This is a genomic window from Pseudomonas mangrovi (assembly GCF_003052585.1).
Lineage (GTDB): Bacteria > Pseudomonadota > Gammaproteobacteria > Pseudomonadales > Pseudomonadaceae > Aquipseudomonas > Aquipseudomonas mangrovi.
The window spans coordinates 298,702-313,597 of record NZ_QASN01000002.1; the positions used below are offsets into that span (position 1 = coordinate 298,702).

Genomic DNA, 14,896 nt, shown 5'->3' on the forward strand with positions numbered 1-14,896 from the left:
GTTTCAGCCGGGAAAGTCGCTGCCGTCGGCACGACACACGCAGGCGCGGGTGATGTCGGCCAGGGTCCGGCAGCCGGCGAGGGCCATCTCGATTTCCAGTTCCTCACGCAGCAGGCGCAGCAGATGCGCCACCCCCAGGGCACCGGCGGTGGCCAGGGCATGCACGTAGGGTCGCCCGACCAGCACCGCCGAGGCGCCAAGCGCCAATGCCTTGAACACCTCGCTGCCGCGGCGGATACCGCCATCCACCAGGATGGTCGCCTCGCCGCCCAGCGCCGCGCGAATCGCCGGCAACGAACGCAGTGCCGGCCAGCCCGAGTCGAGCACCCGGCCACCGTGGTTGGAAACGATCACCCCGGCCGCACCGGCCTGCTGCGCCTGGCGCGCGTCATCCGGATGCAGGATGCCCTTGAGCAGCACCGGCAGCGAGCTGCTGCGGCACAGCCAGGCCACATCGTCCCAGGTCGGCGCCAACGCCAGCAGACCGTCGAATACCGCACTGGCGCCTTCGGCCAGCGAAGGCGTAGCAAGCGGCTGCGGCAGATTGACTGCACGGATGTGCTCCGGCAGATGGAAGCCGGCGCGCTGTTCGCGGTTGCGCACCCCACCTACAGGTGCATCCACGGTGAGCACCAGCGCCCGGTAGCCGGCGGCTTCGGCACGCTGCACCAGCGCCAGGGTCTGCTCGCGCGCGCCCTGCCAGTAGAGCTGCAACCAGAGGGGCGCGGAACCCGCCTCGGCGACATCTTCCAGGCGCTGCGAGGCGAACGAGCTGAGCACCATCGCGCCGCCCATCACGCCCGCCGCCATCGCCGCGGCGGCTTCGCCATCGGGATGGAACAACTGCTGGTAGGCCACCGGCGCCAGCAACAGCGGATGCGCCAGGGACATGCCAAGCAGCTCGCAGCGGGTAGTGCCGCCGCGCAGATCACGCAGCATCCGCGGCAGCACCGACCATTCGCGCCAGACCTCGCGATTGGCCGCCAGCGTGCGCTCATCGCCCGCCCCGCCCTGCAGATAGGCCCAGGCCGGCGCATCGACATGCTGCTCGGCGCGACGCTCATAGTCAGCGGCGCTGATCAGGTCAGCGTCGATGGCACTCAGGGGCGGCCGCATGTTCATTCGCTCCACTGGCGCAGCAGGTTGTGGTAAGTGCCGGTCAGCGCCAGCACTTCTTCGCAGTCGCCAAGCCGCGCGCGCAGCTTGAGGATATTCATGTCCAGATCGAAGAGCATCTTGCGTTGCCAGGCGTCACGCACCCAGCTCTGGGTCCAGAGAAAGGCCGCCAGACGCTCGCCCGCTGACACCGGCGCCACCCGGTGCAGGCTGGTGGCCGGGTACACGATGGCATCGCCGGCTGCGAGTTTCACCTCGTGCTCGCCGTAGGTGTCGTCGATGATCAGCTCACCGCCTTCGTATGCTTCCGGCTCACTGAGAAAGACTGTGGTCGAGACATCGGTACGCACCTGCTCGCCGGTGAAGCGCTGGCGCTGCAGCGCGTTGTCGACGTGATCGCCATAGTGGCCACCGTCGGCGTAGCGATTGAACATCGGTGGCAGCATCTGCCGCGGCAGCACTGCAGAGAGGAACAGCGGGTGGCGCATCAGGGCCTCGGCAACCCGTTGCGACAGCCCGGCAAATGCCGCGTGCTCGGGCGGAAACTGCAGGTTGCGCTTGATCGAAAGCGCCTGGGCACCAGCGGTGGCGCCACCGTCGGTCCAGGTATGGCGAGCCAGGTCGGCGCGCAACGTGGCAACCTCGGCTTGGCTGAGTACCTGCGGAATATGCAACAGCATCAGGCGGACACCTCGTATGGACGAAACGCAAAAAGCCCGCGCGAGCGCGGGCCTGTCAACAGCTGCGAGCGCTAAAAGGAGAACTCCGTGCTCAACAGCGCGGAACGTGGCGCGCCCAGGGCCATGCGCGCACCGCTGTTGTTGAGGGTGGCGATGTACTCCTCGTCGAACAGGTTGTAGACGTTCAGGCGCAGGTTGAGGTTGTCGTTGATCCGGTAGGCGGCCATCGCATCGGCCACCCAGTAGGACGGGATACTGGGCATGTTGCTGGTGGAGCGATCCGCACCATTGATCACCCGGTCCTGCTCGGAGACGTACCGCGCGCCGCCACCCAGGGTGAGGTCGCCCAAGGTATAGGACGTCCACAGGGTCGCGGTCAGGTCCGGCGACCAGCGCACGCCGGTGTTCTCGCTGACCACGCCGGCATTGTTGCGGCTGAAATCGTCCACCTGACGGCTGTCCATGCTGGCGATGCCGGCACTGACCTGCCAGAAGTTGGTGATCTGGCCGACCAGCGCGACCTCCGCGCCTTTCACCACGATGGTGCCGTCCTGCGAATAGGTGCCGCTCAACGAGTCATAGGACACCTGATTGCTGTTCTCGGTACGGTAGATCGCTGCCGACAGCGCCAGGCTCTCGTCCAGCAGATCCCACTTGGTCCCCAGCTCGACATGGCGGGTTTCCTGCGGATCCAGCCCCGGGCGATTGTCGTTCGACTCGCTGGAAGACAGGGCGAAGTTGGCGCTGCCCGGCGGGGTCAGCGAGTTGGCGAACGCCAGGTAGAGACTGCCGTTCGCCGCCGGCTTGAAGACGACCCCGGCGTTCCAGCTGATCAGGTTGTCCGACTCGCTCAGGCGGCTGGGGACCAGCGCACCGGCAGTGACGGTCGCCGCTTTGGTCTTGGTGTCGTAGTGCTCGTAGCGCAGGCCGCCGTTGATCGCCCACTGCTCGTTGAGGTGCAGGGTATCGAGCAGGTAGATCGCTGCGGTCTTCGTCTCACCATCGGTGTACGCGCCGGTCTTGTAGGGCTTGCCCATCAGGTCGCCGGCATAGGGGTTGTAGAGATTCGCGGGCGGCAGTGGCACGGCGGGGTAGGCCACGCCGCCGATCACCTGCGCGCTGGTCGAGCCGGATTCGTTGCGCTGGCTTTCGCGCATCAGTTCCAGGCCGCTGACCAGGGTATTGCGCATACCCCCCAGATCGAACTCAGTGCTCAGGCTGGTCTGGTTGGCCAGAATCTCGTTCTCCTGGTCGACCAGTTGGCGGGTCCGCGCCACCGCCCAGGTGGACGGATCGATACTCGGCGCGGTCATCGAGGTGGCGCCTCCCGCCGGTCCTGTCAGGACGCGGTCCATGCTGCTGCGCCCGTAGCGCGACAGGTTGCGCAGGGTCGTGACGTCGTTCAGATCATGCTCCAGCTTGACCGTCAGCATGTCGCCTGCGACGTCCTCGTAGTCGCTGCTGCTGCCGTAGAAATGCTCCCGGTCAACCTTGCCGCCAAGGTTCAGTCGCGCGGCCTGCACCGCATCGGTCTGCGGGCTGTAGAAGCCGCTCATGCCGATGGTCGGGATGCCGCCGTCGGGCCGGTTGTCCTGGCGCACGTGTTGGGAATAGATATACAGACGGGTCGGGGTATCCAGACCGAAGGCGATCGACGGCGCGACGCCGTAGCTGCTGTTCTCGACATAGTCACGCCCGTCCACACCGCCCTCGCGGCGCACCAGGTTCAGGCGCAGGGCGGAGTTCTCGCCCAGTTGCTGATTCAGGTCGGCGGTCAGGTTGGCGTTGTCGGCGGTGCCATAGCCGAGCGTGCCGCTGATCGCATCCTCCAGCGTGGGCAGCTTGCTGATCAGGTTGATGTAACCCGAAGAGGCACCCCGGCCGATGTCGGAACCCGTGGCCCCCTTGACCACCTCGACCTGCTCGAGGTTGAAGATATCCCGGCTGATGGCGCCCAGGTCGCGCACGCCATCGACGAAGGTAGAGGTCTGGGTGGAGAAACCGCGCATCATGAAGGTGTCGCCGGCAGCAGTATTGCCGTTCTCACCCAGCTGCATGGTGATCCCGGGCGTGTTGCGCAGCGCTTCCATCAGGTTGTTGGCGCCCTGCTCGCGCAGCATCTCCTGTTTGATCACCTGCACCGTCTTGGGCGTGTCGAGCAGTGGCTCGGCAAGCTTGGCGTTGGCGCTGCGGTCCGCCTTGTAGGCGCTCTTGGCCTGCTCGGTCACGACCATCTCGGGGAGCGCATAGCCGTCTTTGGCCTGTTCGGCATGGACATAGCCGATGCCTGGAATAGTCGCGGCGACGAGCGCGGCGAGACTGTGGACCCGGTGCTGATGCTTGCGACTACGAATGGCCATCTGACTGTATCTTCCCCTGACGCTATGAAGGATTCTGCGGCGCTTTCGTCGTTCGCTCGCAGACCGGTGCACGCCTGTAAACGCAATGCGACGCGCATGCTAATCATTCCTATTTACATAAGCAATACATTAATGCGCCTACGCCACGTATTGCCTTGCCGGCGCGGACGATGGCCTGCGCACCGCTAGCACGCTGAGGAACCGAGGGGGGGGATGAGAAAGACGGGAGACACCACGCACGAACCGACTGTCCGAGAATGGCCCGAGCCACTACCGGCGCTAACAGGCGGCAGCGCTCAAAGCGGGTCTTTCAGGCGCTCCAAACGCACGCGCGCGTCAGCGCAGAGGGGAAACACAGACCCGGTTACGGCCGCCAGCCTTGGCCTGGTATAGCGCGCGATCGGCGCGCTCGAGCAGCGCCTCGAAATCCAGGGGCTGCTCATCGGCAGGCGTCCAGGCGGCGACGCCCAGGCTGACACTGAGCTGACCCAGTGGTGCGCCCGCATGCGGGCATTGCAACGCCAGCACCGCGCTGCGCACCCGTTCGGCCGCGGCCTGGGCAAGGTCGGAGTCATAAGCAGGAAGGATCACCGCGAACTCCTCGCCACCCAGCCGCACCGGCAGCTCGCCAGCCCGCTGAAACAGGTGCCGGATGCAGTCTGCGATACGTACCAGGCAGTCGTCACCCGCGCCATGGCCGTACTGATCGTTGTAGGCCTTGAAATAATCGACATCCAGCATCAGAACAGAAAGAGGCTGGCCGTGCCGCACGGCTCGGCGACACTCCTGTTCTCGCACTTGTTCGAAATGCCGACGGTTGCCCAGCCCGGTCAGAGGATCGCTCAGCGACAGACGCTCAAGCTCCGCCTGGGTCTGCTCCAGCGCCTCGGCCGACTGCCAGCGATCGAGCAGGCTGAAGAGCATTTCGGCGACCATCTGCAGGTAACGCTGCTCGTCGGCGTCCCCGGCCCGCGGCTCACCACCGAGGACAAACAGCTGGCCGCCACCCGCGTCGTCATAGCGCACGAAGACCAGCGCCTGGCCGGCCTCGCAGTCGAGCAGGCTCCAGCCCGGCTGCTCGTTCGGCAGCTCGAGGGGCTCGCCCGCGCGCCACAAGGAACCACGCACCAGGCGCCAGCGCCATTGCCGCTTCTCGTCACGCTCGGCCATCGCGCAGGCCCGCGCGCCGAGGAACTCGCACAGCTCCTCCAGCGCCTGCTGCAGTGCCGGAGCGAAGGCGTCCGCACGCAGATGCACACAGCGCAGCAGCGTGCGTGACAGGATCGCCTGATAACCGGAGATGCGCTGCAGCACCTGGGTGCGCTGAGCCACCCGGCTGTCGAGCAGATCGCGCTCGGCAGCCAGCGCCTGCATCGCTGCGTCGCGCTCGGCGCCATGCCGCAGCAGGCCTTCGTGCAGGGTCTCGAAGCCGCGCGTGACCAGGTCCATCTCGTCAAACCAGTCGCGCCGGCGCCGGCGCAGCTGCGGTGGTGCGGCCGGCTTCTGCGGCGACAGCCGCGCGACATAGGCGGCGATGCGCTTGAGCGGCACGTGCAGTTCGCGATGCAGCGAATAGCCGATCAGCAGACTGATCAGACCGGTGAAGAGGGCGACCTCGACGATCTTCTGCCCGGCGGCGAGCAGGATGGTGCGATCCAGCTGGGAGTCGTCGGCGTGGATGCGCAACTCGCCGAGCAGTTCGTCCGGCGAACGGGCATTGCGAATTGGCAGCACCGCGTCGACATCACCGGTCTCCTGCTCGGCCGCCGCGCTGCTTATGAGCAGGCCGGTCGACGACTGCAACACCACGCTGGCAACTTCCTTGCGCGCGGCGATCTGCTCCACCTGCTGCTGCAGGGCCTCCACCTCGAGATCCCAGAGGCCGACGGCGAGCAGCGGCAGATGGGTACGACCGATCTCCTCGACCCCCGCCTCGAAGCGTTCGGTTTCCTGCTGGTAGACCAGCCAGGTCTGCCCGCAGATGGCCAGGCCGCCACAGCAAAGGGCCAACCAGAACAGTCGACGCAGCAGCCTGCGCCGGAGCGGGCGAAAGCGCTCGGAGCGGATCATGGCGAGCCTCGCAGAAAGGCCGCAAAGCCGAAGTTGTATTGCGCAAGCGTGGGGTTGTGGACCTTGCTGAAGCGGCGAAAATCAATGTCCCTGCCGCTTTCGCGCAGGTAGCGCCGGGCCAGCGCCGGGTCGAACAGGCTGAACATTGCCCGTTCGAGCTCGGTGCCCTCGTCCGCGGCGAAGTCCTTGCCGTGGTCGTAATCATGCAGCATCACCAGGGCCCAGGCCCCAGCCATGAAGTGTCCACCCGCGAGCGCGCTCAGACGCCCGTCCAGCACCGCGCCCATCGCTTCGTCGGAGGTGTTGATCGCCGAGAACAGCAGGTCTTTACCGGGCACTCGCTGCTCGATGACCGCGGCCTGCATGGCACCGAAGGCAAGCTGGTCACTACCGCTCCACACCAGCGTCGCCTGCGGATAGCGCCGCAGCAGGTGCTGCGCCTGCAGTTGCGCCTTGTCGCGCCGCCAGTCGGCGGACACCGCCTGGCGCAGCTGCACCTGCGGATACTCCTGCAGAGCCTGCTGCAGACCCTGGTTGCGACGGATCGAGGAGTCGGTGGAGCGATCGCCGTATAGAGCGATCATCTGCAACCGGCCCTGCGGATCGACAAGTCCCTTGCGCAGCCCTTCCTCGATCAGCGCTCTGGCGCTCAGGTAACCGGCATCCTCGGCCTGCGGTATCAGCGAGCCGAGCCAGTGCGGCAGCTTCTGTCGCGGACGACCGAGTGCCGCGCGCTCCGACTGCTGCACGCTGTTGTAGACCGCAAGGGTTGGAATGCCGGCAGCGTCGGCGGCGCGCAACTGCTCCACCAGCGTGCCCTTGTCGGCTGCCACCAGCAGGTAGTCGGGACGCCGCGGACCGGTCAGCTCGCGGACCAGGGAGATCTGTCGCAGCGGGTCGCGCTCGGCGTGATAGATCTCCAGCTGCAACCCCAGATCGTCGGCCGCCTGCTGCATCGCCTGGGCCGCGCCCGCCCAGTACTGCTCGTCGGCATGCCCGGGACTGATGAACGCGACCCGCGCGGCCTGCGCGGGGAGCGCAATCAGCAACAGCAGCAGAACGACGGACGGACGCATTCAGAATTCACGACGGCCAGTCGGCCGGGACAGAAAAAGGCCCGCGAGTATAGCAGCTCGCCAGTATCGGTTTTCCCCACCCCTGAATGCACGACGCCCCGCGGGGCGGGGCGTCGGCTTTACCAGCAGCGATCAGACGTAGAAGGCCTTCAGCGGCGGGAAGCCGTTGAATTCCACCGCGCTGTAGCTGGTGGTGTAGGCACCGGTGGAGAACCAGTACAGGCGATCGCCGGTGGAGAGGTTCAGCGGCAGGCCGTACTTGTAGTTTTCGTACATGATGTCTGCGCTGTCGCAGGTCGGGCCAGCGATGATGACTTCTTCCATCTCGCCCTTCTTCTCGGTCCAGATCGGGAACTTGATGGATTCGTCCATGGTTTCGATCAGGCCGCTGAACTTGCCCACGTCGGTGTAGATCCAGCGCTCGACCGCGGTACGCGACTTGCGTGCGATCAGCACCACTTCGCTGACCAGGATACCGGCGTTGGCGATCAGCGAGCGGCCCGGCTCGAGGATGATCTCCGGCAGCTCGTCACCGAAGTCTTCCTTGAGGAAGCGGGTGATTTCCTCGGCGTAGGTGGTCAGGTCGTTGGTCTTGGCGATGTAGTTGGCCGGGAAGCCGCCGCCCATGTTGATCATCTGCAGGGTGATGCCGTCTTCTTCCTTGAGACGCTCGAAGATCACCTTGACCTTGGCGATGGCGGCGTCCCAGACGTCGATGTCGCGCTGCTGGCTGCCGACGTGGAAGGAGATGCCGTAGGGCACCAGTTTCAGCTGCTTGGCCAGGATCAGCAGGTCCAGCGCCATGTCCGGGTTGCAGCCGAACTTGCGGCTCAGCGGCCAGTCGGCCGAGTTGGAGCCTTCGGTGAGGATACGCACGTAGATCTTCGAGCCCGGTGCGGCCTTGGCGATGTTGCGCAGGTCGGCTTCCGAGTCGGTGGCGAACATGCGTACGCCCTTGTCGAAGAAATAGCGGATGTCGCGCGCCTTCTTGATGGTGTTGCCATAGCTGATCCGATCCGGCGAAACGCCGGTCTTCATCACCTTGTCCAGCTCGTAGATCGAGGCGATATCGAAGTTGCTGCCCTTGTCGCGCAGCAGCTCGGTGATCTCGGTAGCCGGGTTGGCCTTGACCGCGTAGAAGATCTTGGCGAAGGGGAAGCAGTCGACCAACTGGTCATAGGCGTCAGCGATGGTTTTCTTGTCGATCACCACGAACGGGGTTTCGTGCTGATCGGCGAATGCCTTCATGCGCTTGAATGTATCGGGTGCGTAATAGTCTTCGACCTTGATCGACATGCGTGGGCTCCAAATGGCAAAACCGGGAATTCAGTAATTCGGGCAGCGGAAGCCTTTACAGGTTCAACTGCGTGCAGGGGGTGGCCTACGGCCGGAACGTCTGATCAGTTTCCCCACTTTGGTTCGCCTACTTCCCAAGGCATGTCGCCGAGAATTACCGCCTTGCGGGATAACCTCTCGTCGTCAGTACTTGAGCCGGATGGATCGTTGCCAGCATGGACGTTCGGCCGCGAACTTTAGGGCCATGCGCCGCGCAGATCAACCGGAAATTGCGCCGCTGCGCCGCGCCAACCCACGCAGGCGCAGACATGCGACGGAGCACGCGAAAAATGCAGGCCTGCCACCTCGCTGGAAAAGAGGATGGGCCCTGCCTGTTTCATCCTGATGGCAGTGCGTGGCGCGCAGCGCCCGTTTATTCATGCGAGCGCCAGTCGCTCAGATGCGTAGCGCCACCCCCAGACGCAGCTCCCGGCCCGGCTCGTAGGAACCACGAATGCCTTCATAGCCGGGAATGTGCTCGAAGTCCTCGTTGCTGGCGTGGTCCAGATACTGCTTGTCGAGCAGGTTCTTCAGCGTCAGGGTCAGGCTCAGTCGCTCTGGCACCGCCTGCCATTCGGCATACAGGTCGTGGACGCCATAGCCGGGCTTGGACACCTCGCCGACACCGCTGTCCAGGCTGTCGATGCCGCGCACGAAGCGCCCCTGCCAGCCGAGAGTGAGCGCGTCACTGGCGCGGTAGTTGGCGAAGGTCGTCCAGGTATCGCCGAGGCTGGTACCCAGGCCGTTGTATTCGTAGACGTTGAGGCGTTCGCCATCCAGGCGCGCGTCGTTGCGGTGATAGCTCAGCCCGACACTGAGCTGCTGCCAGTGATAGGCGCTGCCCAGCAGCAGCCCCCGGCTCTTCAGGTCACCGACGTTCTGGTAGCGGTTGGGCGCGCCCACCGGATCGGCGATGGCGTCGCGGATGCGCGTGGCATAGGCCTTGCCGTTCAGCTCCCAGCCACCGTTGCGGTAGTCGAAGCCAAGCTCCTCGGTACGCGCCCGCTCCGCCTTGAGGCGCGGGTCGTTGCCGGAGACATCGAGCTTGAACGCGTCGCGCACCTGGGGGCCACGCAACGCCTGGGCGTGACCGACGAACAGAGCCAGCTCCGGGGTCAACTGGTAGCGCAGGCCCAGGTTGGGGCTGACGCCCTCTTCGCTGAAACGCTGCTTGTCGCGGTCATCGAGCTCATAGCGGTCGTAGCGTACTCCGGCGTCCAGACGCAGCCGCGCGTCGATCTGATAGCGATCCTGCAGGTAGAGCCCGATGACTTCACCATCCTCGTGATCCAGCTCGCTATCACCTTCCGGCCCCAGCGTGGTGCGGTCATCCCGATAGTCCACGCCGTAGGTCAGCTGGTGCGCGCCCAGGCGACTGGTGTTGCGCACATCGAAGCCGCTGCTGCGGGTTTCGCCGAAATACAGCCCCCAGCGGCCATCCTGCTCCAGTGCGTTGCGGGTGTGAAAACCGGTGACTTCCAGGTCCAGCAACTCGCTGTCATGCGGCTGCCAGGCGTAGTTGGCGGTCCAGGTCTCGCGCTCGGTATCCAACGGGTAGAGGCGATTGAAGCTGCTGGGGATCCACTGCGGGCGCTGGCTACGCTCGCCCTCGTCGCGGCGGCTTTCATAGGACAGGCGCAGGGTCTGCTCTTCATCGAGCTTGCCCACCAGCTTGGCGAAGCCGAGCCTCTGCCGTGCGGCTGTGCCGAGCACATCGTCCTTGCGCCCGTCTTCGTAGTCGTTCTGGTCCTGATAACTGGTCACGGCCAGCGCCGACCAGTTTTCGTTGAAGCGGCCGAACACGCTGGCGCTGCTCTTGTAGCCTTCGCCGTTGCTGAAATAGCTGCTCTTGAGCAATGCCCCCACAGACTCACCCTCGCGCAGCAGATCGTCGGGATCCTTGGTAACGAAGCGCACCGCGCCGCCCAGCGCACCCGCGCCAGCGGTGGCATCGCCGGTACCGGCCTGCACCTCGACGCGCTTGAGCAACTCGGGCTCGATGCCGATGCGGCCGGTGTGGTGAAAGGTCTGGCCCGGCTGGCTGGCACCGTCGATGCTGATGTTCAGCAGCGTATCCTCCAGGCCACGCAGATAGAGTTTCTGCGCCACGCCAGGGCCGCCGGCCACGGAAACCTCCGGATTGGACTCGAAGACCTCCTGCAGATCGCTCGCCTGATAGCGCTGCAGCTGCGCCGCCTCGACCGTCTCATTGCGATCGACGGCAGGCGCCACTACCTCCTGTGCGTCCAGCTCCAGCGCATCTCTGGCAGCCTGCGCCTGGTGCGCGCCCAGCAGCGCGGCGAAGCTCATGACACCCAGCAGGCTCAGGCGACAAGGATGGTGCGGCATGGAAGATCCCCCGGCTTAGATGTGAATGTTTCGCATTTGCGAATTCTCACCATAGGGCCCGCAAAGGGATACTCCTTTTACAACTGTTACACCGCCGCGCCCGGCAGCCACAGCTCCATCAGCAGGCCAGCCGGTGCATGGTTGTGTGCGCTGATACTGCCGCCGATGGCCTCGATCTGGCGCCGCGCCAGTGCCAGCCCGAGGCCGAAGCCTGCGCGCTCGGAATGGCCGCGGAAGAAGGGTTGAAAGATCTGTTCCAGCCAGTGCTCCGGAACGCCCGGACCTTCGTCCGTCACCGTCAGCCGCCAATGCTCCTGCTGCCGTTCCAGGCGTACCTCGATCCGCCCCCCCGCTGGCGTGTGATCCAGTGCATTGCGCACCACATTCTCGATCGCCTGACCCAGCGCGCGGCTGCTGCTGTCACGCAGCGGCGCATGCTCCGGCAGTTCGCATACGACGCGCCGATCCGGGTATTCGAAGCGCGCATCGTCGAGGATGCTGTCCAGCAGTTCGGACAGGTCCAGGTCCTCGTCACGCAGTTGTGGGGTCTCGTTTTCCAGCCAGCTCAGCGTCAACGCGTCCTCGATCAGGCGGCGCATACCTACGCAGTCACTGCGGATGCGCGCCAGCAATGCGCTGGCACCCGCTTCCTGCTCGGCCAGGCTGACGGCCATCTCGATCCGCGTCAGCGGCGTGCGCAGTTCATGCGACATGTCGGCCAGACGCTGACGCTGATCGGTAATCAGGCGTCCGGTACGCGCGGCCATGGCGTCGAAGGTTTCCGCCAGACGGGCCAGCTCGTCATTGCGCGAACCAAGCAGGGCGCGCACACGCACATCCAGACGACCGTCACTGAACTGCCGGGCAGCCTGCTCCAGGCGCGCCAGCGGTTGCATCAGATGGCGATAGAGCAGCAGGCAGACGATCAGCAGCAGGACCAGCGGCAGCGCCAGTTGCAGCAGCAGCTTGGCGTAGTGCCAGTACAGCCCCGGACGCATGCGTGGCGGCAACTGGATGAGAAAGCGCATCCGCGCATCGCTGAGCGGGATATCCATGATCGGGTTTTCATCGAAGTACAGATGGATCTTCCAGCTGACGTCGCGGCCCAGCCCGAAACTCTCGACAAAGCGTGGCGAGAGCGCACTGCCGGACAGTGGCAGGACCTCGGTCTCGACCAGGGCGGCCCAGGTCTGCTCCTGCTGCTGCAGGGTGGCCAGCCAGCGCTGGAAAGCGGCCGCATCCCCGGCCAGATGCAGCGCTTCGGCCTGCTCGGCGTAATGGCGCAGGGTGCGCTGGTGTTCGGGGTCGATGAAACTCATGCGCTCCTCGGTCTGCCAGGCGAGACGGGCAATGCCCCAGAACAGCAGCACGCTGCCAAGGGCGATGACCAGACAGAGCTTCCAGAACAGACGTCGCGTCATACGAACACGTAGCCGCGGCCGTGCAGCGTCTGCAGACGATCAGCACCCAGCCCGGCATCGGCGAGGCGTCGGCGAATCCGGCTGACATGCATGTCGAGACTGCGATCGTACTGACTGTATTCGCGTTCGAGCGCCATGCGGTACAGGTAGGGTTTACTCAGCGCCTCGCCACGATGCGCCAGCAACAGCCAGAGCAGGCGGAACTGCAGGGGAGTCAGCGCCAGGTCCTGATCGGCTACCAGCGCCTGCTGCGAATGTCGGTCCAGGCGCAAGCGGTCGACCTGCAATTGCTGAGCGTCACGCGCCGGATCAAGGGGCCGACTGCGTCGCAGTACCGCATCGATGCGCAACTGCAGCTCGGTGATATTGAAGGGCTTGGGCAGGTAATCATCGGCACCGTGACGCAACCCGCGGATGCGCTCCTCTTCGGCACCGCAGGCGGTCAGCATGATCACCGGCGTCTGCTGCTGCTCACGCAGGCGGCGCAGCACCGCGAAGCCATTCAGATCGGGCAGCAACACATCGAGCAGCAGCAGGTCCGGCGGCTCGGCCAGCGCCATGCCGAGCCCGGCCTCGCCCAGATGGCTGGTCGAGGTCGCATAGCCCTGCCCCTGCAGCAACGCGCCCAACTGCGCAGCCAGGGTGCGATCGTCCTCGATGATCAGGATGCGAGCCAGAGCGGCCATCGCCGTCGTCCTCTAGTGTCGGAGCACCAAAAGATAACGATTCTCACCTAGATCGAGAGCTTTGCCCAGCGCTACCTTGCAACGAGGACACAGTCCTGATCGGCCGCTGCTTTGCCGCTATAATCGCGCGCTTTCCCAGAGCGCGCGGCCGAAGCCGTTTCGCCGCCCCTCCACGCATCCAGTCAGGCACACCGATCATGACCACCCAGGCCGCCGAAGTCGCCAAGCGCCGTACCTTCGCCATCATTTCCCACCCGGACGCCGGCAAGACCACCATCACCGAGAAGCTGCTGCTGATGGGCAAGGCGATTGCGGTCGCCGGCACGGTGAAGTCGCGCAAGTCCGACCGGCATGCCACCTCCGACTGGATGGAGATGGAGAAGCAGCGCGGCATCTCCATCACCACCTCGGTGATGCAGTTCCCCTACCGCGAGCACATGATCAATCTGCTCGATACCCCCGGCCACGAAGACTTCTCGGAAGACACCTACCGCACCCTGACCGCGGTGGACAGCGCGCTGATGGTGCTCGACGGCGGCAAGGGCGTGGAGCCGCGGACCATCGCCCTGATGGACGTCTGCCGCCTGCGCGATACACCCATCGTCAGCTTCATCAACAAGCTCGACCGCGACATCCGCGACCCGATCGAACTGCTCGACGAGATCGAGGCGGTACTCAAGATCAAGGCAGCGCCCATTACCTGGCCGATCGGCTGCTATCGCGACTTCAAGGGCGTCTACCACCTCGCCGACGACTACATCATCGTCTACACCCCCGGCCACGGCCACGAGCGCACCGAGGTGAAGATCATCGAGAAGCTCGACTCGGACGAGGCGCGCGCGCACCTGGGTGATGAGTACGAGCGCTTCCTCGAACAGCTCGAACTGGTCCAGGGCGCCTGCCACACCTTCGATCAGGAGGAGTTCCTCGCCGGCCAGCTGACCCCGGTGTTCTTCGGTACCGCGCTGGGCAACTTCGGCGTCGACCACGTACTCGATGCGGTGGTCGACTGGGCGCCCAAGCCGCTGGCGCGGGTGGCCAACGAGCGCACGGTGGAGCCGAGCGAGGAGAAGTTTTCCGGCTTCGTGTTCAAGATCCAGGCGAACATGGACCCCAAGCACCGCGACCGCATCGCCTTCATGCGCATCTGCTCGGGCAAGTACGAGAAGGGCATGAAGATGCGTCACGTGCGGATCAAGAAGGATCTGAAGATCGCCGACGCCCTGACCTTCTTCTCCAGCGAGCGCGAGATGCTCGAAGAAGCCTATGCCGGCGACATCATCGGCCTGCACAACCACGGCACCATCCAGATCGGCGATACCTTCAGCGAGGGCGAGGTGCTGGGCTTCACCGGCATCCCGCACTTCGCCCCCGAGCTGTTCCGCCGCGTGCGGTTGAAGGACCCGCTGAAATCCAAGCAACTGCGCCAGGGCCTGCAGGAGCTGGCCGAGGAAGGCGCGACCCAGGTGTTCTTCCCCGAGCGCAACAACGACATCATCCTCGGCGCAGTAGGCGTGCTGCAGTTCGACGTGGTCGCCAGCCGCCTCAAGGAGGAATACAAGGTCGAGTGCGCGTACGAAGCGATCAACGTCTGGTCGGCGCGCTGGATCGAGTGCGACGACAAGAAGAAGCTCGAGGAATTCAAGGAGAAGGCCTTCGAGAACCTGGCCCTGGACGGCGGCGGCCACCTCACCTACCTGGCGCCGACCCGGGTCAATCTGAGCGTGATGGAAGAGCGCTGGCCTGACATCCGCTTCCGTGCCACCCGCGAGCACCATTAAACGCATGCCCCTGGCCGCACGC

At 65.1% G+C, this 14,896-nt stretch carries 10 protein-coding genes; 1 reads left to right on the forward strand and 9 read right to left on the reverse strand.

What is annotated here, in order from left to right; genetic code table 11:
* Nucleotides 1-3 precede the first annotated feature (3 nt).
* The 9 genes from DBO85_RS01480 to DBO85_RS01520 all read right to left on the reverse strand — a co-directional run bounded on the left by DBO85_RS01480 (nucleotide 4) and on the right by DBO85_RS01520 (nucleotide 13,093).
* Nucleotides 4-1,116: an alpha-hydroxy acid oxidase gene (locus tag DBO85_RS01480; protein ID WP_108104571.1), complete on the reverse strand. Its 1,113-nt coding sequence runs from the start codon at nucleotides 1,114-1,116 to the stop codon at nucleotides 4-6.
* Between the two features lie 2 nt (nucleotides 1,117-1,118).
* Nucleotides 1,119-1,796, reverse strand: coding sequence for a Fe2+-dependent dioxygenase (locus tag DBO85_RS01485; protein WP_108104573.1), 678 nt, complete (start codon nucleotides 1,794-1,796; stop codon nucleotides 1,119-1,121).
* Nucleotides 1,797-1,867: 71 nt separating this feature from the next.
* Entirely contained in the window at nucleotides 1,868-4,156 is a 2,289-nt protein-coding gene (locus DBO85_RS01490; protein WP_108104575.1) for a catecholate siderophore receptor Fiu, read from the reverse strand.
* A 336-nt stretch (nucleotides 4,157-4,492) separates the two neighbouring features.
* Nucleotides 4,493-6,226 carry a sensor domain-containing diguanylate cyclase gene (locus DBO85_RS01495; RefSeq protein WP_108104577.1) on the reverse strand — a complete coding sequence of 578 codons (1,734 nt, stop codon included), beginning with the start codon at nucleotides 6,224-6,226 and terminating at the stop codon, nucleotides 4,493-4,495.
* Complete coding sequence (locus tag DBO85_RS01500; RefSeq protein WP_108104579.1) at nucleotides 6,223-7,302, reverse strand: ABC transporter substrate-binding protein; 1,080 nt, start codon at nucleotides 7,300-7,302, stop codon at nucleotides 6,223-6,225. The genes DBO85_RS01495 and DBO85_RS01500 overlap by 4 nt, the downstream gene beginning before the upstream one ends.
* Nucleotides 7,303-7,434: 132 nt before the next feature.
* Entirely contained in the window at nucleotides 7,435-8,598 is a 1,164-nt protein-coding gene (locus DBO85_RS01505; RefSeq protein ID WP_108104580.1) for a type III PLP-dependent enzyme, read from the reverse strand.
* Nucleotides 8,599-9,033: 435 nt separating this feature from the next.
* Entirely contained in the window at nucleotides 9,034-10,986 is a 1,953-nt protein-coding gene (locus tag DBO85_RS01510; RefSeq protein WP_108104582.1) for a TonB-dependent receptor domain-containing protein, read from the reverse strand.
* Between the two features lie 86 nt (nucleotides 10,987-11,072).
* A complete protein-coding gene (locus tag DBO85_RS01515) occupies nucleotides 11,073-12,407 on the reverse strand; it encodes a sensor histidine kinase (RefSeq protein WP_108104584.1) in 1,335 nt (444 codons plus the stop codon).
* The gene (locus DBO85_RS01520; protein WP_108104586.1) at nucleotides 12,404-13,093 is read right to left on the reverse strand and encodes a response regulator transcription factor; all 690 of its coding nucleotides are present in this window, start codon (nucleotides 13,091-13,093) and stop codon (nucleotides 12,404-12,406) included. The genes DBO85_RS01515 and DBO85_RS01520 overlap by 4 nt, the downstream gene beginning before the upstream one ends.
* Before the next feature lie 197 nt (nucleotides 13,094-13,290).
* On the opposite strand from DBO85_RS01520, the gene DBO85_RS01525 reads away from it, so the two are divergent.
* Complete coding sequence (locus DBO85_RS01525) at nucleotides 13,291-14,874, forward strand: peptide chain release factor 3 (protein WP_108104588.1); 1,584 nt, start codon at nucleotides 13,291-13,293, stop codon at nucleotides 14,872-14,874.
* Nucleotides 14,875-14,896: the final 22 nt, after the last annotated feature.